The following is a 21,976-nucleotide window of genomic DNA, read 5'->3' as shown; positions in this document are numbered from 1 at the left end:
TTTTAAGGAGAAAGCACAGCTGGTCTGTGTCGTATATACTATGTGTGGAATTGTTGGTGTTGTTGGAAACACAAATGCAACTGATATTTTGATTCAAGGGCTTGAAAAGCTCGAATACCGTGGCTATGATTCTGCGGGGATTTTTGTCCTAGGTGGTGCTGAAAACTATCTAGTTAAGGCTGTTGGACGTATCGCAGAATTGTCTGCCAAGACAGCTGGTGTTGAGGGGACAACTGGTATCGGACATACTCGTTGGGCAACTCATGGGAAACCAACTGAGGACAATGCTCACCCACACCGCTCTGAGACAGAACGTTTTGTCTTGGTGCACAACGGGGTGATTGAGAACTACCTTGAAATCAAGGAAGAATACCTTGCAGGTCACCACTTTAAGGGGCAAACAGATACAGAAATCGCTGTTCACTTGATTGGAAAATTTGCAGAAGAAGATGGTTTGTCAGTTCTTGAAGCTTTCAAAAAAGCTCTTCACATCATCCGTGGTTCTTATGCCTTTGCCTTGGTTGATTCACAAGATCCTGAAGTTATCTACGTAGCTAAGAATAAATCACCACTTTTGATTGGTCTTGGAGAAGGCTATAACATGGTCTGCTCAGATGCTATGGCTATGATTCGTGAAACCAACCAATACATGGAAATTCATGACCAAGAGTTGGTAATCGTCAAGGCTGATAGTGTGGAAGTTCAAGACTATGATGGTAACAGTCGTGAGCGTGCTAGTTACACTGCTGAACTTGACTTGTCTGATATCGGTAAGGGAACTTATCCTTACTACATGCTCAAGGAAATTGACGAGCAACCAACTGTTATGCGTAAACTCATCCAAGCCTATACAGATGAGGCAGGTCAAGTAGTGGTTGACCCAGCTATCATCAAGGCTGTTCAAGATGCAGACCGCATCTATATCCTTGCAGCTGGAACATCTTACCACGCAGGATTTGCTTCTAAGAAGATGCTGGAAGAGTTGACAGATACACCAGTTGAACTTGGAATTTCATCTGAGTGGGGCTACGGTATGCCACTTCTCAGCAAAAAACCACTCTTCATCTTTATCAGCCAGTCTGGTGAAACAGCGGATAGTCGTCAGGTTTTGGTTAAGGCCAATGAAATGGGAATCCCAAGCTTGACAGTGACAAACGTGCCAGGTTCAACCCTTTCACGTGAAGCCAACCATACCATGCTCCTTCATGCAGGACCTGAAATTGCCGTGGCATCAACTAAAGCTTATACAGCGCAAATCGCAGCCCTTGCCTTCCTTGCAAAAGCAGTCGGTCAAGCGAACGGTAATGCCAAAGCGCAAGCCTTTGACTTGGTTCATGAGTTGTCAATCGTAGCTCAGTCTATCGAATCAACTCTTTCAGAGAAAGAAACCATTGAAGCCAAGGTTCGTGAGCTTCTTGAAACAACTCGCAACGCCTTTTATATCGGACGTGGTCAAGATTACTATGTAGCCATGGAAGCAAGTCTCAAACTCAAAGAGATTTCTTACATCCAGTGTGAAGGCTTTGCGGCAGGAGAACTCAAGCACGGAACTATTGCCTTGATTGAAGAAGGAACGCCTGTTTTGGCTCTCTTGTCAGATCCAGTACTTGCTAACCACACTCGTGGAAATATCCAAGAGGTCGCAGCCCGTGGTGCCAAGGTTCTCACTATTGCAGAAGAAAATGTTGCTAAAGATACAGACGATATCGTCCTTACGACCGTACACCCTTACCTCTCACCAATCTCAATGGTTGTACCAACGCAATTAGTCGCTTACTTTGCAACTCTACACCGTGGTCTGGATGTGGATAAACCACGTAACCTTGCTAAGTCAGTAACGGTAGAATAATCTAAAAAAAGTCTAGTTATCTAGGCTTTTTTCTAATGAGCAAATTGGTTGCTTGGACTCAAGATTCGTGTTAGAATAATTTTTCAAATTGAAGGACAGAGGTAGACAAGGAGAATTACCATGGTAGAATTGGGAATTTCAACATTTGGGGAAACAACGGAGCTTGAAGAGACTGGGCAAACTTATAGTCATGCCGAACGCATTCGTCAGTTGGTGGCAGAAATTGAACTGGCTGACAAGGTTGGTTTGGATGTGTATGGGATTGGCGAGCACCATCGAGAGGATTTTGCAGTATCAGCTCCAGAGATTGTTCTGGCAGCTGGGGCAGTCAATACCAAGAAAATCCGTTTGACCAGTGCAGTCAGCATTCTATCGAGCATGGACCCGATTCGTTTGTTCCAACAGTATGCCACTATCGATGCTTTGTCCAATGGACGTGCGGAGATTATGGCTGGAAGGGGCTCTTTCACGGAATCATTTCCTTTGTTTGGCTATGACTTGAAAGACTACGAAGCTCTCTTTGATGAGAAATTAGACTTGCTTCAGTTAGTCAATGAAAAGACCAAACTAGACTGGAAAGGTCGATTGACCCAAACAATTTCTGGCAAAGAAGTTTATCCTCGTCCAGTTCAGGACAAATTGCCCTTGTGGATAGCGACAGGTGGTCATGTCGAATCAACAGTGAAGATTGCTCAGGCAGGCATGCCGATTGTCTATGCCATTATTGGTGGCAATCCGCCTTATTTTAAAAAGTTGATTCAGGCTTATCGTGAGATTGGGAGCGAAGCGGGTCATGCCAATCATGAGCTAAAGGTTGGAGCCCATTCTTGGGGTTGGATTGCTGAGGATGGCGAGCAGGCGGTAAAAGAATATTTCCATCCGACCAAGCAAGTGGTGGATGCTATTTCCAAAGACCGTCCACATTGGCAGGAGTTGCGTTATGAACAATATTTGGAGCAAGTTGGACCAAATGGCGCCATGTTTGTGGGTAATCCAGATCAGGTAGCAGAAAAATTGATTCGCATGATTGAGGATTTAGGCTTGGACCGCTTTATGTTGCATCTACCTCTTGGTTCTATGCCACATGAACAAGTCCTGCGAGCTATTGAACTCTTCGGAACGCAAGTAGCACCCAAAGTACGGGCTTACTTTGCCATGAAAGAGGCTTAATAAAAAATCCTAATCAGGCTGATAAAAAATCTATATAACAACTATTTTAATAAAGTAAAAGAAAGAAAAGAATCTCTGAAAAGCTGGTAAAATCAAGCTTTCCAGAGATTTTTTTCGTTATTGATATAAACAATCCCAATCAAGTTGATAGTCAATATATATTGGGAAAAGGCAAAAAGGAGTGGTAAGATGGTTTCAATCCAAATGGAAGGAGAAAAGTATGACAAGTAAAAGAGAACTAGTTTTTAAAGCCATACGAGGAGAAGAGGTGGAACGGGTTCCTGTTGGCTTTTGGTTTCATTTTGTAACACTGGAGGAAAAAGGGCAAGGTTTAAATAACCCACGTATCTTTCAAAAAAGTGTAGAGGGGCATCGGCAGTACGTTGAAAGAATTCATCCTGACTTTGTCAAAATAATGAGTGACGGCTTTTTCATTTATCCAAGTAATGTCTATAATCCTTCTGTTGCAAGTGTTCAGGAGTTGGCTTCTATTGAGTCGATTGGTGAAAACCATCCTTGGATTCAGCAACAAGTAGAAGTGGTACAAGCCATTCGAGCAACCTTCACTGAGGACATTGCATCATTCTACAATATCTTTTCTCCGATTTCCTACCTGAAAAGGTGGTTTCGTACAGAAACTTCTAGAGGTGATAAGGAGGTTGCAGATCTTTTTCTTGAAAATCCAGAGCTATTCAGGGAGATTTTAGATGTTATTGCTGAGGATATCGCTATCCTGACCAAGGCAATCATTCAGGATGGTGGAGCAGATGGGATTTACCTTAGTACGCAAGAAATTCAGGATGAGCGCATCACACCAGACTTGTACCAGACCTATATCGAGCCAAGTAACATAAAGATTTTAGAAGCTGCTAATCAGGCAGGTGGGATAAATATCCTGCATATCTGCGGTTTCCAAGGTGCCAGTAACGATGTGACTATTTTCAAAGATTATCCAGCCCAAGTTTTCAACTGGGCAACCCACCATGAAGCAGTTAGTTTGCCTCAAGGTCAGGAGCTATTTCATGGTAAAGCGGTCTTGGGTGGTTTTGAAAATGGGAAGCAGAGCCTGATTTATGGAGGTACAAAGGCTGAACTACAAGAGGAAACCAAACGCTTGTTGGCTGAAGCTGGGACTAGAGGAGTCCTTCTTGGAGCGGATTGCACGGTTCCAGATTATTTTGAATTAGAAAGATTGGACTGGATTCGTCAGGCTGCTATTTTAGAATAGGAGGGCCTTATGAAAAGAAAAAAGTGGCTATTAGTAGGGACGGCCCTTGGATTTGTCATATTACTTGCGATTAGCCTCACTAAGGGACTTACTTGTAAGGAAGAACCAAGATGTCATGGAGTTCAGGATTTTCAGAAGGGAAGTCTTCCCTTTATTCAAACCAATGATATTGCCAGTGTTTTATTAGTCGAAAAAGAAAGAAATGGAGAATAGAGATGTCAGAAAAAAGAGAATGGGTTTTAAAAGCATTTAGAGGAGAAGCGGTTGATCGTGTTCCTGTCGGTTTTTGGCACCACTTTACATCAGAAGAGGAATGGTTAAAGGGATTTTCAAATCCTGTGATTATTGAAAAGAATATACAAGGTCACAAACAATTTATCCATGAACTAAATCCTGACTTTATTAAGTTAATGAGTGATGGCTATTTTGCTTATCCAAATCCAGTTATTGCCAAAGGGAAATCACTCCAAGAGTTGGCAGAGATTGAACCTCTGGGAGAAGATCATCCGTGGATTAGAGAGCAAGTAGAGTTAGTGAAGAAAATTAAGCAGGAGTTTACGGAAGATATTGTTGCTATTTACAATATTTTTGCGCCTGTGACCTACCTCAAATGGTTACTTGGAGAAGTGTCTGGTGGAGATGATCTCATTGCAGATTTCTTAGTTCAAGATCCTCAGAAATTGAAAAAAGTTCTCGATATAATTGCGCAAGATATCGCTAGCTTGAGTCAAGCTATTATTAGAGATGCAGGAGCAGACGGTATCTATCTCAGTGTGCAAAGTATTCAGGATGCGCGTGTTTCTGTTGAAGCATATCAGGAGATTATTGCTCCGAGTGAACTGACTGTTTTAAATGCAGCTAAGTCGGTTGGTGGAGTAAATATCCTTCACATCTGTGGCTATGAAGGAGCTCGAAACGATATTCATATCTTTGCCGACTATCCAGCTCATGTTTTTAACTGGGCAGTTGGCCCAGAAGGGATTAGTTTAAAAGAAGGCCGTGAGATTTTCAAGGGGCGTACTGTTTTGGGAGGATTTGAAAACGGCAAAGAGGGACTTCTCTATCGAGGCAGTAAGGAAGAAATTCAAGCTGAAACCAAACGATTGATAGAAGAAACAGGCAAAGAGGGCCTCATACTAGGAGCAGATTGTACCATTCCGAGCGATATTGCAGTGGAGCGTATCCAGTGGGTGAGAGAAGCAGTAACTAAATAAAGGAGAAGAATATGAGTAAGAAAACATGGATTATTGGTGGAGTTGCAGTTGTAGCGGTGCTTGGAGCAACGATTATTGGTAGAACTTTGGCGGGAGCATCTGCTAAAGGTGCAGATGCAGCTTCGTCTGGACAAGTAACAACTTTAAAAGTTGCCCATACCCAAAACTATGTCCCTTATGATTTTATTGACGAAAAAGGGGAATCAGATGGTTATGAAGTCGCAGTTTTAAAGGCAATTGATGAGAAATTAGCAGATTATAAATTTGAGTATACTGGAACTAGTGATGATGATCTCTTGATTGGACTTGAGTCCGGCAAGTACGATATTGGGACGAAAGGTGCTTGGTATACAGATGAACGGGCTAAGAAATTCATTATTCCATCTGAGCCAGTAGGAGCCAGCATTATTGGTTTTACTGTTAGAAAAGAAGATGAAGCCAAATATAAGAATATTGATGATTTCGCCAAAAACAAAGGAAAATTAGTACCCATCTCTCCACAAAATGCCCAGTGGAGTGTTATCAATAGCTATAATGACAAGCATAAAGATACACCAATTGAGTTGACAGCTGCTGAATCCTTCAAAGTGGCAGATGCTTATGCTTGGGTTTTAGAAGGACGTTATGATGCTTTCTTTGACATCAAGCTGTCTTTTGAAAAAGCAGTGACAGCAGAGGATGGTTCTTACCACCAATATGCGGACAAACTTAGCTGGTTCCCTTATAAAGGAATCCCAACCTATCCATTGATTCACCGTGATGAAAAGGGTGAGAAGTTTGCGAAAGAGTATGAAAAAGCTATTAAAGAATTAAAAGAAGATGGTACTCTAGCTAAACTTTCTCAAAAATACTTTAAAGAAGATGTCTTTAGTTATGTTGATAAAGATTAGATGAGCAATCAGGCATGTTAGAAAGAGGTTTACATGGTTTCATATGATTTTTCAAGAGTGTTCCAATTTTTACCAACCTTATGGCAGGCTCTTCCTATGACCTTGTCCATTCTCTTTTTTACTACAATCCTCGGTTCCCTTTTCGGTGGTCTATTGGCTTGGGCTCAAGTGGGAGAAGACAAGACTTTTGCAGGTCTTTCTAAGGGCTATATTTTCACTCTTCGCTGTACTCCCCCCATTGTTTTACTGTTTTTAGTATTTTATGGTTTACCTGAATTTTTAAAATGGTGGTTGAATTTAGATATCAACAACTGGTTCAAAACGGTCTTCGTCTTATTCACCATGGTCTTGCTATTTGCGGCTATCATTGCAGAAGTGTTTAAGTCTTCTTATCAGGCAATTCCCAAAGGACAGATGGAGGCTGGAGTCAGTATTGGTCTGACACCTAGTCAGACATTTTGGAGAATCATTTTTCCTCAGGCCTTTCAAGTGGCTCTTCCAAATGTGACGACCGCCATTCTAAATTTGATGCGGGACGCTGCCCTAGCTTATACGATTGGTTTTGTAGATGTCATGGGGGCTGGAAATCTCTTAATCAGTCGCAATTTGGGGAATTACTCTCTTGAAACCTATACAGCGGTTGCCATTCTTTATTGGGGTGTAGCTTTGGCTGTTTCCTTCTTGAGTCACTTGTTAGAAAAATCTTTGGAAACGAAAGGGAGATAGGATATGGATTTAGACTATATTGCAAAAACCTTTTTAGAGACCTTAAAAGGGGTACCGACCACCTTGATTATCATGATTGTAGCTATGATCTTAAGTTTTCTACCTGCCTTATTTTTAGCGCTGGGACAAATATACAAAGTCAAAGGTGTTCGAACCTTCTCCCTCGTGTATCTAGCTTTTATAAGAGCGACACCTCCGATTTTGCTGATTCTTTTCTTTTATAGCTTGTTTCCGAGTTTGCTCAATCAATTTCTTAAAAGCATAGGAAGTGATGTTGATATCTTTAAACTCAATCCCATCTATTATGCTTTTATTATCTATAGCTTGATGACAACAGGTAGTTTATCAGAAATCTTACGTTCGGCTATTTTGACTGTGGATAAGGGACAATTAGAAGCTGCACAAGCGATTGGCTTAACCACTAGTCAGGCTTATGTGAGGATTGTTTTTCCACAGGCCTTGCGGTCAGCCTTGCCTAATCTAGCTAATCTAGTTATAAATATTGTAAAAGGAACTTCTTTAGTATTTGTGATGACCATTAAGGATATTACAGCCATTGCCCGTGTTGAAGCGTCTTATGGTTATCAGTATTTTGAATCCTATTTTGTGATCTTTTTACAGTACATTCTTATTTGCGGATTGATTCAATGGGGCTTTTCAATCTTAGAGAAACGCTATATTCAAAGAGAAAAGGGACAAGTAGCGCCCAGTACAGGTTTAGCATAGGAGGAGACAATGTTACAAGTAGAACATGTTGCAAAAAAGTTTGGAGACAGACAAGTCCTAGGAGATGTGAATCTCAAGGTCAGCCAAGGGGATGTGGTTGTAATCTTGGGGCCATCTGGATCAGGTAAAACGACTTTTCTCAGATGTCTCAATCATTTGGAAAAGGCTGATAGTGGTTCTTTGAAACTTGCTGACAAAGACTACGATCTTGGCAAATTGACCAAAAAAGACATTTTGGAAATTCGCCAAAAGACCGCCTTCGTTTTCCAACATTATAATTTATTTGCCAATAAAACAGCCTTGGAAAATATTTTGGAGGGGCTGGTGATTGCTAGGAAAATTCCTAAGGAAGAAGCCATCAAACGTGCAGAAGCTGCCTTAGAAAAAGTTGGTTTACTAGCTTATAAGGATTACTATCCCTCTCAGCTTTCTGGAGGCCAGCAACAACGAATTGGTATTGCGCGCGCAATCGCTGTGAAACCAGAGGTCATTTTATTGGATGAGCCAACGTCAGCCTTGGATCCAGAGTTAGTAGGGGATGTTTTGGATGTTTTAAAACAGCTAGCTAAAGAAGGAGTTACTATGATAGTAGTGACTCATGAGATGGGCTTTGCCAGAGATGTGGCCAACCATGTTATTTTTATGGATGGCGGGAAAATTGTTGAAGAAAATAATGCCCATGATTTCTTCAGTCGTCCAAAAGAAGAACGAACCAAGCAATTTTTGGCACGAATACTTTCGGATGCGACCTATAGTGTGGAATATATGATTTGATAGATAGGCTTATCAGGTCAAAAATCAATCCCCCGAGCGTCAAGGCTTGGGGGATTTTTCTATAGGAGGGCTAGTTTAGTTCTCTTTTTTGTTTTTTAGTAAGAACCCGAGACCTAGAAGAGCAAGGAGGCTGATTCCTGCAAACAGGAGTTTGTGATCGTTTTTGGTTCCTGTATTTGGAAGTTCAGCTTGTTTAGCTGGGGTTGCAGGTATATTTTTCTTGCTAGAGTTTTCTACAGCTCCGTTTTGAATAGCTTCACTTACAGATGATGCTTGTGCTTCTTGTGCTGGTTTTTCAGCTTGTGAATCAGTTGTAGCTTGGTTAGGTTTATGATCCGCATCCGCTACTTTTGCATCTGGTTTTGTAGAATCAGGTTTAGCCTGTGGAGCTAGATTTTGCTGCTCAGGTTTGACGACTCGGTTTGGAGTATTGTCTTGGCCGTTATTTTGACCTTGTTCTTGTGTTAAGCTAGAAAGATCAAATTCTGGTTTTTCTTCCACAGCTGGGGCAACGATGGCACCGCCTTGAGAGATTCTAAGAACAGTAGCTGTAAGGGCATTTAATTTCAAGCCTTTTTCAGTCCATTCAAGTCCTTGAGGGTTGGCAATTCCGACTGGTCCTGCTTGGTTTTCATCTGCTAAAACTTCAGCATTTCTTAGGTGACCAAAGGAAGTTCCCAAATTAAATTCACGAGCTTTTTCGTCCGCATTGACAAAGACTGCGTAAATATCTCCGTTTGGAGCAGTAATTTGGTAGCCAATCACTACATCTTCTTTTTCCACACCATTTTGACCTGGGACAGTGATGAGGTGGACACGGTCTTTGATATCTTGGAGGCTCTTAAGTCGGAAGGCGTCTGTAGATTGACGAAGGGCAATCAACCCTTTCATATAGTCACGGCTCTTGACATTTTCAGGGTAAGCTTTACTATCTGTAGCCTTAGTCCAGTCAAACTTGTTAACAGCATCGCTGGAGTCGTAAGAGTCATGGATGAAGTAAGGATAGTCAAATGGATTGCCGTCCTTATCACGCAACAAGTGAGACTTGTTTGGAACCTTGTCTTCTGCGACTGGAGTCTTGTAGGCTGGGTCACGGAATTGTTTAGTACGTCCATATTCCTGACCAGAGTGGATAAACGGAGTTCCTTGTGCTGTCAAGACCATGAGATTTCCAAGTCGTAAACGACGATGAATCTCAGCATAGTTCTTAGCCTTGCTTGGGTCTTTTTTGATAGACTGGGCAATGATATCAAAGAGGGTCAAGTTATCATGGGCTGCGATGTATTGGATGACATCTCCAGGGCTGTCAGCTTCAAAGTTGGTTGGTTGAGCAATTAGATTTTTAAAGATAGTGTTGATATCACGCTTGCCACCTGTGATAAAGGCAGGTTGACCTTCGTTTGGATAACCAGACTTGAGGTTGTTACGGATGTCATCTGAGAAGACAGCTACAGTATCGGTATGTTTCATCCAATCTTGGTCAGCAGCTCTAGTAGGCATATTTTCATCACCAGCATAGGTTCTCCAACCTTCACCAAGCATGATGAGGTTTGGATTGAGGGCGCGTGCAGCCTTGTAAGCTTCTTCGATAGAAGCGGCATCATGGTCTCCCATCATATCGAAGCGGAATCCATCTACTTTGTAGGTATCAACTAGGTATTTGATAGAGTCAACTAGGAGACGTTTGGTCATATGGTGGGTTGTCCCCAAGCGTCCACCACCAAAGCTAGTTCGTGGTGTTCCATCAGCATCCATAAAATGGTAGTAGTTTGGCTCTAGGTCTTCAAAGATATCGACTTTGGCTGTGTGGTTATAAACGACATCTAAGATAGCTCCCATGCCACGTTTGTGGATTTCGTTGATGAGGTTTTTAAATTCTGCGATTCGTTTTTCTGGATTCTTAGGATCGCTTGAGTACATACCAGTCAAGGAGAAGTAGTTTTGAGGGTCATATCCCCAGTTGTAGTTACTGTTGCTTGAAGCATAGTCAGACAAGCGTTCATGGTTTTTCAATTCATTGACAAAGTAGTAAGACAAGACTGGAAGGAGCTGGATATGGGTCACACCCAAATCTTTGAGATAGTCTAGTTTTTCAATGAAGGCTTCAAAGGTACCAAATGGTTTGGTCAAGTCTTTTGCAATGGCAGGATCTGAAGTGAAGTCACGCACATGAGCTTCATAGATAACGGCATCTTCACGAGTCTTGAAGTTGTGAATCTTACCATAAGTCAAGTCTTGAGGTCCTAGTTTTGCTGGATCTACAAAGGCAGCTTTAGCCACTTTATGGGCATCGTCGATCTTAGCATCGTCACTATTCCAAGCAGCGAGGGATTTAGCGTAAGGATCGAGTGCAAGAACAGTTTTCCCCTGACGCTCGATTTGGTATTGATAATAGTAGCCAGTGAAATCTGTGATTCCTAGTTTGTTTGTGCTATCTAGAGTTTGTTTCCAAGTCCCTCTTTCTCCTTTTTCAAGAGCGACAGTTCCAACTACTTTGTTAGGGTCATTCTTGTCGTAGACAACAACAGAAACCTTATCAGCACTTGGTGACCAAAGGGTTAAATCAACTTGTTTTCCTTCTTCTTTGAGATCAGCTCCCAGTTTACCATCATAGCTGTAAGTCTCATCTTTAAGGCGCCAGCTTGTTTTGGTAGTGAATTGGTCGGAATTGTAGCTAACAGTATATGGATGTTTTGTGTCAGAGAAATCTCCGCTATAAGTCACTTTCTTGCCAGCTTCATCGATTGCAACATCGGTGATAGTTACCTTGTTTCCTAGGTGATTAGTGATGTTGGAGTGCTTGAGAATATCCTCTTTTTTTGCACCGACTAGTGTTGAAAAACTACTTTCAATGCTAGAAGTGGCTACGTGTTGAGCCCCTGTCATACGGATATCATGGACATAGTATGGATTTGTGTAAATCGATTCGTCATCGTCTTTTAGGAAAATTTGGCTATGATTTTTCAAATCTGTGAACTTATAATCTTCTTTACGGATTTTCACGTCGTCTCCTTGTTTGCTCTCATCTAGTAATAAAAAGCCGAATTCTTTTGCGGCATCCTTAAGAGGAATGTCAATATAGCGGCCGTATTTTCCTGTAGCTGTAAAGTCTGTTCCGTCAGGCCATTGAGCGCTACTTGGATTTTTCACATCTCCCCAATACCAAAGAGATTTCTTATCATAGTTGCCATCTGTACGGTAGTAGTTGACGCGAACAGTCCCTGCAGGCTGTGGTTCGTAAGAGAAAACCTTGTAATCTTGGTCCAACCAAGCCTCGTTCATCTTTGGTGCCAGTTTTTCTGCAGATTTATCGCCAGTTAGATTTTTTCCAGCTGTATTATTGATAAGGAAGCTAATTTTCTTGGCTTGCTCTCCCTTTAATTTGACATCTAGGTAGTAGCCATAGTCATCTTTTTTGGCATCCTTAAAGGACAAGGCTCCGTTAGGCCAGTTTTCAGATGGTTTTTCAACATCGTCCCAAGTCCAGAGTCCTTGAGCATCCTTGTTTTCTTCAGGAAGTTTTTTGACATGGATACGGAAGTAGTTGTCTTCGATTGGCTCTTCTACCTTAGTTTCAGTTGTTACTGGCCTAGTAGAAGTCGTTGGCTCACTTGAACGATCTTGCCCAGTTTGTGGTGCTGAGTCAGCTGGGCTTGCAGCAGGACTTGTTGGCTCTGTTGCAGGTTTTTCTTCTTTTTTCTCTAGGGAAGCGTTTGCATTTTTAGGTACAGAAAGATCACTTTCTTGCTTACCAGTGCTGGCTGTTGTATCAGTAAGAGGTTGGGCAAGGGCAGTAGTAGTTTCACTATTACTTGCGTTAGTGGTTGTAGTATTTTCCTTGGCTGAGATAGTTGGTGTAGCCATGGCAAGTAGGACAAAGCTTGCGCCGATAAGGACAGAACCAGTTCCATTCTTGAGGGAACGGATGCTGTAGACCATTTTTTTCTCAGTGTGAGAAGTTGTTCTTTTCATAATGATTCTCCTATAAATGAATTTCTCTATCAGTATAGCATGTAGTAAAACAATATGCAAGCGTTTTCCTAAAATTAAACTAAAAGAAAAATCGCAACAAATTTTGTTACGATTTAGCCAGTCTTTCTTTATGAATTTGAGAAGCCAGAAGGTGGAGGTGATGAAATAGTTCTGAAGTAGAAAGATTTCGACTACAAATAATTGGTTTCGGACAGTTGGAAATAGGGAACGTGGTGATGACAATATCGTGAGGAATTTGATTGAAAATTGAGAAAGAAAGAGTAGATTCTTCCCAAGAATCAAATAGATAGAGATTATTGCCGTAGTGAGTTAGGGTGTCGATAAGGTTTTGTGCATGATGGCTATCCAGATGACTAATGACTAAAACACGTATTTTGGGAAGTTTTTGAAGTAATTGGACTAAAATACGTCGCCCTTGAATCGAAAAGGTGTAGACAAGTTCTTGTAGCTTACTTGGGTGATTTTCTAGTCCCATCTCAGTCAGGTAATATCGGAATTTGTGTTGACTTACTTCAAATAGTTTTGGAAATTCTGCTTGATAATTGCTTAAAATCAGGAATCTCTGTTTGTCAAGAGATTGGTCACTGAGTAGATGGAAGAAATCAGATTGGGCAGTATAGTGGAGGAGCCAAATCAATTCCTCGCGATTTTCAATCTGCAGATGAAATTCTTTGGCCAACTCTTCTAGAATTTGGCTCAATAAACGGTAAGATTTTTGGATATGATGAATATCACCCAGAGCTCCATTGTTAGGCTTATTTGTGATTTGAGGAGATTTGATTGGGTCAGAAAATAGCTGTTCTAGTGTCTCCTTTGTAGCTTCAAAATCGAGCTTTTTAGCCAGCTTTTTGATATCTTGTTCAAACTGGGAAATTTGCATGAGGGAACTGTAATGACTGGTTAAGAGCGGACTAGGATTTTCAATGAAACGTCCCTTATTTAATCGCTCTAGATTGATAGCCAAGGTATATTTGATTTGCCGTAAGCTACTGAGGTTGGGGGAAACTTGTTGGGCGTCCAAAAATAGCTGAATCAGCTGAGTGAGTGCCTCTTCAGAAATAGAAGGAAAGGGCCAATCAAGAAAGTCGTAACTTTGACTAAAGTAGTCTAGATAAAAGGCACGAATGTCCTCTTCTGTTCCATCCATGACTAAAGGGGAAGGTTGGATGCTGATGCCATAGTGTTGTGGAAGCTTCGTATTTAGATGCTGGATGATTTTCTGAACTCGTTCGCAACTAATCACAAGTTCTTGACACATTTGCTCAAGTGATAGTCCCTCTTTGAAAAAGAGACGGTTCAAAAAAGAGTAGGTTGTAGATTGTTCAAAGATTGCAATCCGAGGATCCAAGGTGTTTTGAAAGTCAAACTGCAACTGAATGCTTTCTTTTGTTGATTGAATCAGGAGATTTGGGAATAATTGCTCGAGCCTAGAAAGATGTTCTTGCAATTCTTCGATTGAAAAATTCAGATTCTCAGCCAAGCCTGGAAGTTCTATCCAATCATGGTGTTTGGTTAGTTCTTCCAGTAACACTAGCAGATTTTGTTCTGTTTCAGAAAGCAAAATATTCATAACAAACCTCCTTATATATTTATACATATATATTAAAATAAAAACCAAGTAAAGTCAAGAAAACAGCCTATGATAAAATAGGAAAGTTGTGATTTACTATATTTTGTATTGAAATGTTAAACTGAAAATGAAGTTTGCAAAGTAATCATTGAATTTAATTTTTCATAGGAAAAGATTTTGTCAAAAAATCGTTAATCCCCTTGAAAAATCTAGCTAAATAGGGTATAATATGAGTAATCATTTGTCGTAGGTCTTGTCTGAAATATTGTCCAGACAAGGCTCACAGCAGTTAAATCTTCTGAAAAAGTCAGATTTAGCTGCTCTTTTTGTGCTTTTTTTCAGGATTTTAAGCATTTGTAACAAAGACTTAAAGATTCTGAAAATTTATCAAGAGGACACGGTGATAGGGGTTTTTAAAACCATATGACGATTAGAAAAGCCTGTTTGACAAGGCTTGGAACTTATTTACAAAGGAGAATCATCTTGGCAGGACATGACGTTCAATACGGGAAACATCGTACCCGTCGTAGTTTTTCAAGAATCAAAGAAGTTCTTGACTTACCAAATTTGATTGAAATTCAAACTGACTCATTCAAAGCTTTCCTAGACCATGGTCTGAAGGAAGTGTTTGAAGATGTATTGCCAATTTCAAACTTCACAGACACGATGGAGTTGGAATTTGTTGGATATGAAATCAAGGAACCAAAATACACGCTAGAAGAAGCTCGTATCCACGATGCTAGCTACTCAGCACCAATTTTTGTAACCTTCCGCTTGATCAATAAAGAAACAGGCGAAATCAAGACCCAAGAAGTTTTCTTTGGTGATTTCCCAATCATGACTGAAATGGGTACTTTCATCATCAATGGTGGTGAACGTATCATCGTATCTCAGTTGGTCCGCTCACCAGGTGTTTACTTTAACGATAAAGTTGATAAAAACGGTAAAGTAGGCTACGGTTCAACTGTTATCCCTAACCGTGGAGCTTGGTTGGAACTTGAAAGCGACTCAAAAGATATCGCCTACACTCGTATCGACCGTACTCGTAAGATTCCATTTACAACCTTGGTTCGTGCGCTTGGTTTCTCAGGTGATGATGAAATCTTTGATATCTTTGGTGACAGCGAATTGGTTCGCAACACTGTTGAAAAAGATATCCATAAGAACCCAATGGATTCTCGTACAGACGAAGCTTTGAAAGAAATTTACGAACGCCTTCGTCCAGGTGAGCCTAAGACTGCTGAAAGCTCACGTAGCTTGCTTGTAGCTCGTTTCTTTGACCCACGTCGTTATGACTTGGCAGCTGTCGGTCGTTACAAAATCAATAAAAAGCTCAATGTTAAAACACGTTTGCTCAACCAAACAATTGCTGAGCCATTGGTAGATCCTGAAACAGGAGAAATCTTGGTAGAAGCTGGAACAATCATGACTCGTAGCGTGATTGAAAGTATTGAAAGCCATTTGGATGGCGACTTGAACAAGATTGTTTACATTCCAAATGATGCAGCCGTTGTGACTGAGCCAGTTGTTCTTCAGAAATTCAAGGTTGTTGCACCAACTGATCCAGACCGTGTTGTAACCATCATTGGTAATGCTAACCCAGATGACAAGGTTCGTATCGTCACTCCTGCAGATATCCTTGCTGAAATGAGCTACTTCCTCAACTTGGCTGAAGGACTTGGCCGTGTAGATGATATCGACCACCTTGGGAACCGTCGTATCCGTGCGGTTGGGGAATTGCTTGCTAACCAAGTACGTCTTGGACTTTCTCGTATGGAACGTAATGTCCGTGAACGTATGTCTGTTCAAGACAACGAAGTCTTGACACCACAACAAATTATCAACATCCGTCCTGTAACAGCTGCGGTTAAAGAATTCTTCGGTTCTTCACAGTTGTCACAGTTCATGGACCAACACAACCCGCTTTCTGAGTTGTCTCACAAACGCCGTTTGTCAGCCTTAGGACCTGGTGGTTTGACTCGTGACCGTGCTGGATATGAAGTGCGTGACGTGCACTACACTCACTATGGTCGTATGTGTCCAATCGAGACACCTGAAGGACCTAACATCGGTTTGATCAATAACTTGTCATCTTACGGGCACTTGAACAAGTATGGATTTGTTCAAACACCATACCGTAAGGTTGACCGTGAAACAGGTGTTGTTACCAACGAAATCGTTTGGTTGACAGCCGATGAAGAAGATGAATATACTGTAGCGCAGGCCAACTCTCGTCTTAACGAAGATGGAACCTTTGCTGAAAAAGTTGTCATGGGACGTCACCAAGGGGTCAACCAAGAGTATCCAGCTAACGTTGTTGACTACATGGACGTATCTCCAAAACAGGTAGTTGCCGTTGCGACAGCATGTATTCCTTTCTTGGAAAACGATGACTCCAACCGTGCCCTCATGGGTGCCAACATGCAACGTCAGGCTGTGCCATTGATCAATCCTCAAGCACCTTATGTTGGTACTGGTATGGAATACCAAGCAGCCCACGACTCTGGAGCGGCTGTGATTGCTCAGTATGATGGTAAAGTTACTTACGCAGATGCTGACAAGGTAGAAGTACGCCGTGAAGATGGTTCATTGGACGTTTACCACATCCAAAAATTCCGTCGTTCAAACTCAGGTACTGCCTACAACCAACGCACTCTCGTAAAAGTTGGCGATGTCGTTGAAAAAGGCGATTTCATCGCTGACGGACCTTCTATGGAAAATGGAGAAATGGCGCTTGGACAAAACCCAATCGTTGCCTACATGACTTGGGAAGGTTACAACTTCGAGGATGCCGTTATCATGAGCGAACGCTTGGTGAAAGACGATGTTTATACATCTGTTCACCTTGAAGAATACGAATCAGAAACGCGCGATACAAAGCTTGGGCCTGAAGAAATTACGCGTGAAATTCCAAACGTTGGTGAAGATGCCCTTAAAGACCTTGACGAAATGGGAATTATCCGTATCGGTGCTGAGGTTAAAGAAGGGGATATCCTTGTAGGTAAAGTAACACCTAAGGGTGAGAAAGACCTTTCAGCTGAAGAACGTCTCTTGCACGCTATCTTTGGAGATAAATCTCGTGAAGTGCGTGATACTTCTCTTCGTGTACCACACGGTGCCGATGGTGTCGTTCGCGATGTTAAGATCTTTACACGTGCAAATGGAGATGAGTTGCAATCAGGTGTGAACATGCTGGTTCGCGTCTACATCGCTCAAAAACGTAAGATCAAGGTCGGAGATAAGATGGCCGGACGTCACGGAAATAAAGGGGTTGTCTCTCGTATCGTTCCTGTAGAAGACATGCCTTACCTTCCAGACGGAACTCCAGTCGATATCATGTTGAACCCACTTGGGGTGCCATCACGTATGAATATCGGTCAGGTTATGGAGCTTCACCTTGGTATGGCGGCTCGTACTCTTGGTATTCACATCGCAACACCAGTCTTTGACGGAGCAAGTTCTGAAGACCTTTGGTCAACCGTTAAAGAGGCAGGTATGGATAGCGATGCCAAAACAATTCTTTACGATGGACGTACTGGTGAACCGTTTGATAACCGTGTTTCTGTCGGAGTCATGTACATGATCAAACTCCACCACATGGTTGATGATAAGTTGCACGCTCGTTCTGTCGGACCTTACTCAACCGTTACCCAACAACCACTCGGAGGTAAAGCTCAGTTTGGTGGACAACGTTTCGGTGAGATGGAGGTTTGGGCTCTTGAAGCCTACGGTGCGTCAAATGTCCTTCAAGAAATCTTGACTTACAAGTCTGACGATATCAACGGACGTTTGAAAGCTTATGAAGCCATTACAAAAGGAAAACCAATTCCAAAACCAGGTGTTCCAGAATCCTTCCGAGTTCTTGTCAAAGAATTGCAATCTCTTGGTCTTGACATGCGTGTCCTAGACGAAGATGACCAAGAAGTGGAACTTCGTGACTTGGATGAAGGAATGGACGAAGATGTCATCCACGTAGATGACCTTGAAAAAGCCCGCGAAAAAGCAGCCCAAGAGGCTAAAGCAGCCTTTGAAGCTGAAGAAGCTGAGAAAGCAACAAAAGCGGAAGCAACAGAAGAAGCTGCTGAACAAGAATAAGCAGTTCACTTAGAATAGAAAGGGAAGAAATAGTGGTTGATGTAAATCGTTTTAAAAGTATGCAAATCACCCTAGCTTCTCCAAGCAAAGTCCGTTCATGGTCTTATGGAGAAGTCAAAAAACCTGAAACAATCAATTACCGTACGTTGAAACCAGAACGTGAAGGGCTCTTTGATGAAGTCATCTTTGGTCCTACAAAAGACTGGGAATGTGCTTGTGGCAAGTACAAACGCATTCGTTACAGAGGGATTGTTTGTGACCGTTGTGGGGTTGAAGTAACGCGTACAAAAGTTCGTCGTGAGCGTATGGGGCATATCGAGTTGAAAGCTCCTGTATCTCACATCTGGTACTTCAAGGGGATTCCAAGCCGTATGGGCTTGACCCTTGATATGAGCCCTCGTGCCCTCGAGGAAGTTATCTACTTTGCGGCTTATGTTGTGATTGATCCTAAGGATACACCACTTGAGCACAAGTCTATCATGACAGAGCGCGAATACCGTGAGCGTTTGCGTGAGTATGGTTATGGTTCATTCGTTGCCAAGATGGGTGCCGAAGCCATCCAAGACCTTTTGAAACAAGTAGATCTTGAAAAAGAAATTGCTGAACTCAAAGAAGAGTTGAAAACAGCTACTGGACAAAAACGTGTCAAAGCAATCCGTCGTTTGGATGTTTTGGATGCCTTTTACAAGTCTGGAAACAAACCTGAATGGATGATTCTCAACATCCTTCCAGTTATTCCACCAGATCTTCGTCCAATGTTGCAGTTGGATGGTGGCCGTTTTGCCTCATCTGACTTGAACGACCTTTATCGCCGTGTTATCAACCGTAACAACCGCTTGGCTCGTTTGCTTGAGTTGAATGCACCTGGTATCATCGTTCAAAATGAGAAGCGTATGCTTCAAGAAGCGGTTGACGCTTTGATTGACAATGGTCGTCGTGGTCGTCCAATCACAGGACCAGGTAGCCGTCCACTGAAATCATTGAGCCACATGCTTAAAGGTAAACAAGGACGCTTCCGTCAAAACTTGCTCGGTAAACGTGTTGACTTCTCAGGACGTTCCGTTATCGCCGTAGGTCCAACGCTTAAGATGTACCAATGTGGTGTGCCACGTGAAATGGCGATCGAGCTCTTTAAACCATTTGTCATGCGTGAAATCGTTGCGCGTGATATCGTGCAAAACGTCAAAGCAGCTAAACGCTTGGTGGAACGTGGAGACGAACGCATCTGGGATATCCTTGAAGAAGTAATCAAAGAACACCCAGTACTTCTTAACCGCGCACCGACCCTTCACCGTTTGGGTATCCAAGCCTTCGAGCCTGTCTTGATTGATGGTAAGGCTCTTCGCTTGCACCCACTTGTCTGTGAAGCCTACAATGCCGACTTTGACGGGGACCAAATGGCCATCCACGTACCGCTTTCAGAAGAAGCCCAAGCAGAAGCGCGTATCCTCATGCTCGCTGCTGAGCACATCTTGAACCCGAAAGATGGTAAACCAGTTGTTACACCATCTCAGGACATGGTTTTGGGTAACTACTACTTGACTATGGAAGAAGCTGGTCGTGAAGGTGAAGGAATGGTCTTCAAAGACCGTGACGAAGCTGTTATGGCTTACCGCAATGGTTATGTTCACCTCCACTCGCGTGTTGGTATCGCAACTGACAGTCTCAACAAACCATGGACAGAAGAGCAAAAACATAAGGTCTTGCTTACAACAGTTGGTAAAATTCTCTTCAACGACATCATGCCAGAGGGTCTACCATACTTGCAAGAACCAAACAATGCCAACTTGACAGAAGGCGTTCCAGCTAAATACTTCTTGCCACTTGGCGGAGATATCAAGGAAGCAATCAGCAAACTTGAACTCAACCCTCCATTCAAGAAGAAAAACCTTGGAAATATCATCGCTGAAATCTTCAAACGTTTCCGTACGACAGAAACTTCTGCCCTACTTGACCGTATGAAGAACCTTGGTTACCACCACTCAACTCTTGCAGGATTGACAGTGGGGATTGCCGATATCCCAGTCGTTGATGACAAGGCTGAAATCATTGAAGAATCACACAAACGTGTAGAACAAATCACCAAACAATTCCGTCGTGGTATGATCACAGACGACGAGCGTTACAATGCTGTTACAGCTGAATGGCGTGCTGCCCGTGAAAAACTAGAGAAACGCTTGATTGCCAACCAAGATCCTAAGAACCCAATCGTTATGATGATGGACTCTGGAGCCCGTGGTAACATCTCAAACTTCTCACAGCTTGCCGGTATGCGTGGTCTGATGGCTGCTCCGAACGGACGTATCATGGAATTGCCAATCCTTTCAAACTTCCGCGAAGGTTTGTCAGTACTCGAAATGTTCTTCTCAACTCACGGTGCCCGTAAAGGTATGACCGATACGGCCCTTAAGACAGCCGACTCAGGTTACTTGACTCGTCGTTTGGTTGACGTTGCCCAAGACGTTATCATCCGTGAGGACGACTGTGGAACAGACCGTGGTCTCTTGATCCGTTCTATCGCAGAAGGAAAAGAGATGATCGAGTCTCTAGAAGAACGTCTCAATGGTCGTTACACTAAGAAAACCGTTAAACATCCAGAAACTGGTGCAGTTATTATCGGTCCAAATGAGTTGATTACAGAAGACAAGGCGCGTGAAATTGTTAATGCTGGTGTGGAAGAAGTGACTATCCGCTCTGTATTTACATGTAACACTCGTCACGGTGTCTGCCGTCACTGTTATGGTATCAACTTGGCGACTGGTGATGCGGTTGAAGTTGGTGAAGCAGTCGGTACAATCGCTGCCCAATCTATCGGGGAACCTGGTACACAGCTTACAATGCGTACCTTCCACACGGGTGGGGTTGCCTCAAATACCGATATCACTCAGGGTCTTCCTCGTGTCCAAGAAATCTTTGAAGCCCGCAATCCTAAAGGGGAAGCGGTTATCACAGAGGTTAAAGGACAAGTTACCGCTATCGAAGAAGATGCTTCAACTCGTACCAAGAAAGTCTTTGTTAAGGGTGAAACTGGCGAAGGTGAATATGTCGTTCCATTTACCGCTCGTATGCGTGTTGAAGTTGGGGACCAAGTAGCGCGTGGTGCTGCTCTTACAGAAGGTTCTATCCAACCAAAACGTCTCCTTGCAGTTCGTGATGTCTTGTCAGTTGAAACTTACCTTCTCGGTGAAGTACAAAAAGTTTACCGTAGCCAAGGGGTAGAAATCGGTGACAAACACATCGAGGTAATGGTTCGTCAAATGATTCGTAAAGTCCGTGTCATGGATCCAGGTGACACAGATCTTCTCATGGGTACCCTCATGGATATCAATGACTTTACAGATGCTAACAAAGATGTCCTTATCGCAGGTGGAGTTCCAGCGACTGGTCGACCAGTCCTTATGGGAATTACCAAAGCCTCACTTGAAACAAACAGTTTCTTGTCAGCAGCTTCCTTCCAGGAAACAACTCGTGTCCTTACAGATGCGGCTATCCGTGGTAAGAAAGACCATCTCCTTGGACTTAAAGAAAATGTTATCATCGGTAAAATCATCCCAGCAGGTACTGGTATGGCCCGTTACCGTAACCTTGAACCACATGCTATCAACGAAGAAGAATACCTTAATCCTCCAGTAGAGGAAGAAGGAAATGAAGAAACAACAGAAGCAGTTGTGGATACTGCCGTTGAAACTGTGGAAGAAACAGTAGAATAAGAGAGAATGAGAGAGCCTTCGGGTTCTCTTT

Annotated in this window: 13 protein-coding genes; 11 read left to right on the top strand and 2 right to left on the bottom strand. The window is 42.5% G+C overall.

What is annotated here, in order from left to right; all coding sequences use genetic code 11:
* Positions 1-40: 40 nt before the first annotated feature.
* The 9 genes from glmS (at position 41) to SK642_RS08380 (ending at position 8,577) form a co-directional block, all read left to right on the top strand.
* A complete protein-coding gene (glmS, locus tag SK642_RS08420; protein WP_033684384.1) occupies positions 41-1,849 on the top strand; it encodes a glutamine--fructose-6-phosphate transaminase (isomerizing) in 1,809 nt (602 codons plus the stop codon).
* 120 nt (positions 1,850-1,969) lie between these two features.
* A complete protein-coding gene (locus tag SK642_RS08415) occupies positions 1,970-3,019 on the top strand; it encodes an LLM class flavin-dependent oxidoreductase (protein ID WP_033684383.1) in 1,050 nt (349 codons plus the stop codon).
* Positions 3,020-3,239: 220 nt separating this feature from the next.
* Positions 3,240-4,247: a uroporphyrinogen decarboxylase family protein gene (locus SK642_RS08410; protein WP_033684382.1), complete on the top strand. Its 1,008-nt coding sequence runs from the start codon at positions 3,240-3,242 to the stop codon at positions 4,245-4,247.
* A 9-nt stretch (positions 4,248-4,256) separates the two neighbouring features.
* Positions 4,257-4,460, top strand: a complete 204-nt coding sequence (locus SK642_RS08405) for a hypothetical protein (RefSeq protein WP_033684381.1) — start codon at positions 4,257-4,259, stop codon at positions 4,458-4,460.
* A gap of 2 nt (positions 4,461-4,462) precedes the next feature.
* Positions 4,463-5,461 carry a uroporphyrinogen decarboxylase family protein gene (locus SK642_RS08400; RefSeq protein WP_033684380.1) on the top strand — a complete coding sequence of 333 codons (999 nt, stop codon included), beginning with the start codon at positions 4,463-4,465 and terminating at the stop codon, positions 5,459-5,461.
* Positions 5,462-5,472: 11 nt separating this feature from the next.
* The gene (locus tag SK642_RS08395) at positions 5,473-6,351 is read left to right on the top strand and encodes a transporter substrate-binding domain-containing protein (RefSeq protein WP_033684379.1); all 879 of its coding nucleotides are present in this window, start codon (positions 5,473-5,475) and stop codon (positions 6,349-6,351) included.
* 33 nt (positions 6,352-6,384) lie between these two features.
* The gene (locus tag SK642_RS08390; protein WP_033684378.1) at positions 6,385-7,077 is read left to right on the top strand and encodes an amino acid ABC transporter permease; all 693 of its coding nucleotides are present in this window, start codon (positions 6,385-6,387) and stop codon (positions 7,075-7,077) included.
* A gap of 3 nt (positions 7,078-7,080) precedes the next feature.
* The gene (locus tag SK642_RS08385; protein WP_033684376.1) at positions 7,081-7,803 is read left to right on the top strand and encodes an amino acid ABC transporter permease; all 723 of its coding nucleotides are present in this window, start codon (positions 7,081-7,083) and stop codon (positions 7,801-7,803) included.
* Between the two features lie 9 nt (positions 7,804-7,812).
* Positions 7,813-8,577 carry an amino acid ABC transporter ATP-binding protein gene (locus tag SK642_RS08380; protein WP_033684375.1) on the top strand — a complete coding sequence of 255 codons (765 nt, stop codon included), beginning with the start codon at positions 7,813-7,815 and terminating at the stop codon, positions 8,575-8,577.
* Positions 8,578-8,652: 75 nt separating this feature from the next.
* On the opposite strand, the gene SK642_RS08375 is transcribed toward SK642_RS08380, so the two are convergent.
* Together SK642_RS08375 and SK642_RS08370 are read right to left on the bottom strand one after the other, a co-directional pair.
* Positions 8,653-12,549 (bottom strand): pullulanase, encoded by a 3,897-nt coding sequence (locus SK642_RS08375; protein WP_033684374.1) that lies wholly within the window; start codon positions 12,547-12,549, stop codon positions 8,653-8,655.
* 106 nt (positions 12,550-12,655) lie between these two features.
* Positions 12,656-14,140: a M protein trans-acting positive regulator PRD domain-containing protein gene (locus SK642_RS08370; RefSeq protein ID WP_033684373.1), complete on the bottom strand. Its 1,485-nt coding sequence runs from the start codon at positions 14,138-14,140 to the stop codon at positions 12,656-12,658.
* Between the two features lie 483 nt (positions 14,141-14,623).
* On the opposite strand from SK642_RS08370, the gene rpoB reads away from it, so the two are divergent.
* Together rpoB and rpoC are read left to right on the top strand one after the other, a co-directional pair.
* The gene (gene rpoB, locus SK642_RS08365) at positions 14,624-18,235 is read left to right on the top strand and encodes a DNA-directed RNA polymerase subunit beta (protein WP_000907130.1); all 3,612 of its coding nucleotides are present in this window, start codon (positions 14,624-14,626) and stop codon (positions 18,233-18,235) included.
* 32 nt (positions 18,236-18,267) lie between these two features.
* Entirely contained in the window at positions 18,268-21,945 is a 3,678-nt protein-coding gene (gene rpoC / locus SK642_RS08360) for a DNA-directed RNA polymerase subunit beta' (protein WP_033684372.1), read from the top strand.
* Positions 21,946-21,976 lie beyond the last annotated feature (31 nt).

The sequence above is a fragment of the Streptococcus mitis genome (genome assembly GCF_000722705.1).
GTDB lineage: Bacteria > Bacillota > Bacilli > Lactobacillales > Streptococcaceae > Streptococcus > Streptococcus mitis_P.
Note: the sequence above shows the minus strand (reverse complement) of the source record. Positions and strands in the feature narration are given on the sequence as shown.

Coding starts and splice junctions, on each gene's coding strand:
- glmS (WP_033684384.1), top strand. CDS start 41: ATGTGTGGAATTGTTGGTGTTGTTGGAAACACAAATGCAACTGATATT.
- SK642_RS08375 (WP_033684374.1), bottom strand. CDS start 12,549: ATGAAAAGAACAACTTCTCACACTGAGAAAAAAATGGTCTACAGCATC.
- SK642_RS08390 (WP_033684378.1), top strand. CDS start 6,385: ATGGTTTCATATGATTTTTCAAGAGTGTTCCAATTTTTACCAACCTTA.
- SK642_RS08380 (WP_033684375.1), top strand. CDS start 7,813: ATGTTACAAGTAGAACATGTTGCAAAAAAGTTTGGAGACAGACAAGTC.
- SK642_RS08395 (WP_033684379.1), top strand. CDS start 5,473: ATGAGTAAGAAAACATGGATTATTGGTGGAGTTGCAGTTGTAGCGGTG.
- SK642_RS08405 (WP_033684381.1), top strand. CDS start 4,257: ATGAAAAGAAAAAAGTGGCTATTAGTAGGGACGGCCCTTGGATTTGTC.
- SK642_RS08370 (WP_033684373.1), bottom strand. CDS start 14,140: ATGAATATTTTGCTTTCTGAAACAGAACAAAATCTGCTAGTGTTACTG.
- SK642_RS08385 (WP_033684376.1), top strand. CDS start 7,081: ATGGATTTAGACTATATTGCAAAAACCTTTTTAGAGACCTTAAAAGGG.
- SK642_RS08400 (WP_033684380.1), top strand. CDS start 4,463: ATGTCAGAAAAAAGAGAATGGGTTTTAAAAGCATTTAGAGGAGAAGCG.
- SK642_RS08410 (WP_033684382.1), top strand. CDS start 3,240: ATGACAAGTAAAAGAGAACTAGTTTTTAAAGCCATACGAGGAGAAGAG.
- SK642_RS08415 (WP_033684383.1), top strand. CDS start 1,970: ATGGTAGAATTGGGAATTTCAACATTTGGGGAAACAACGGAGCTTGAA.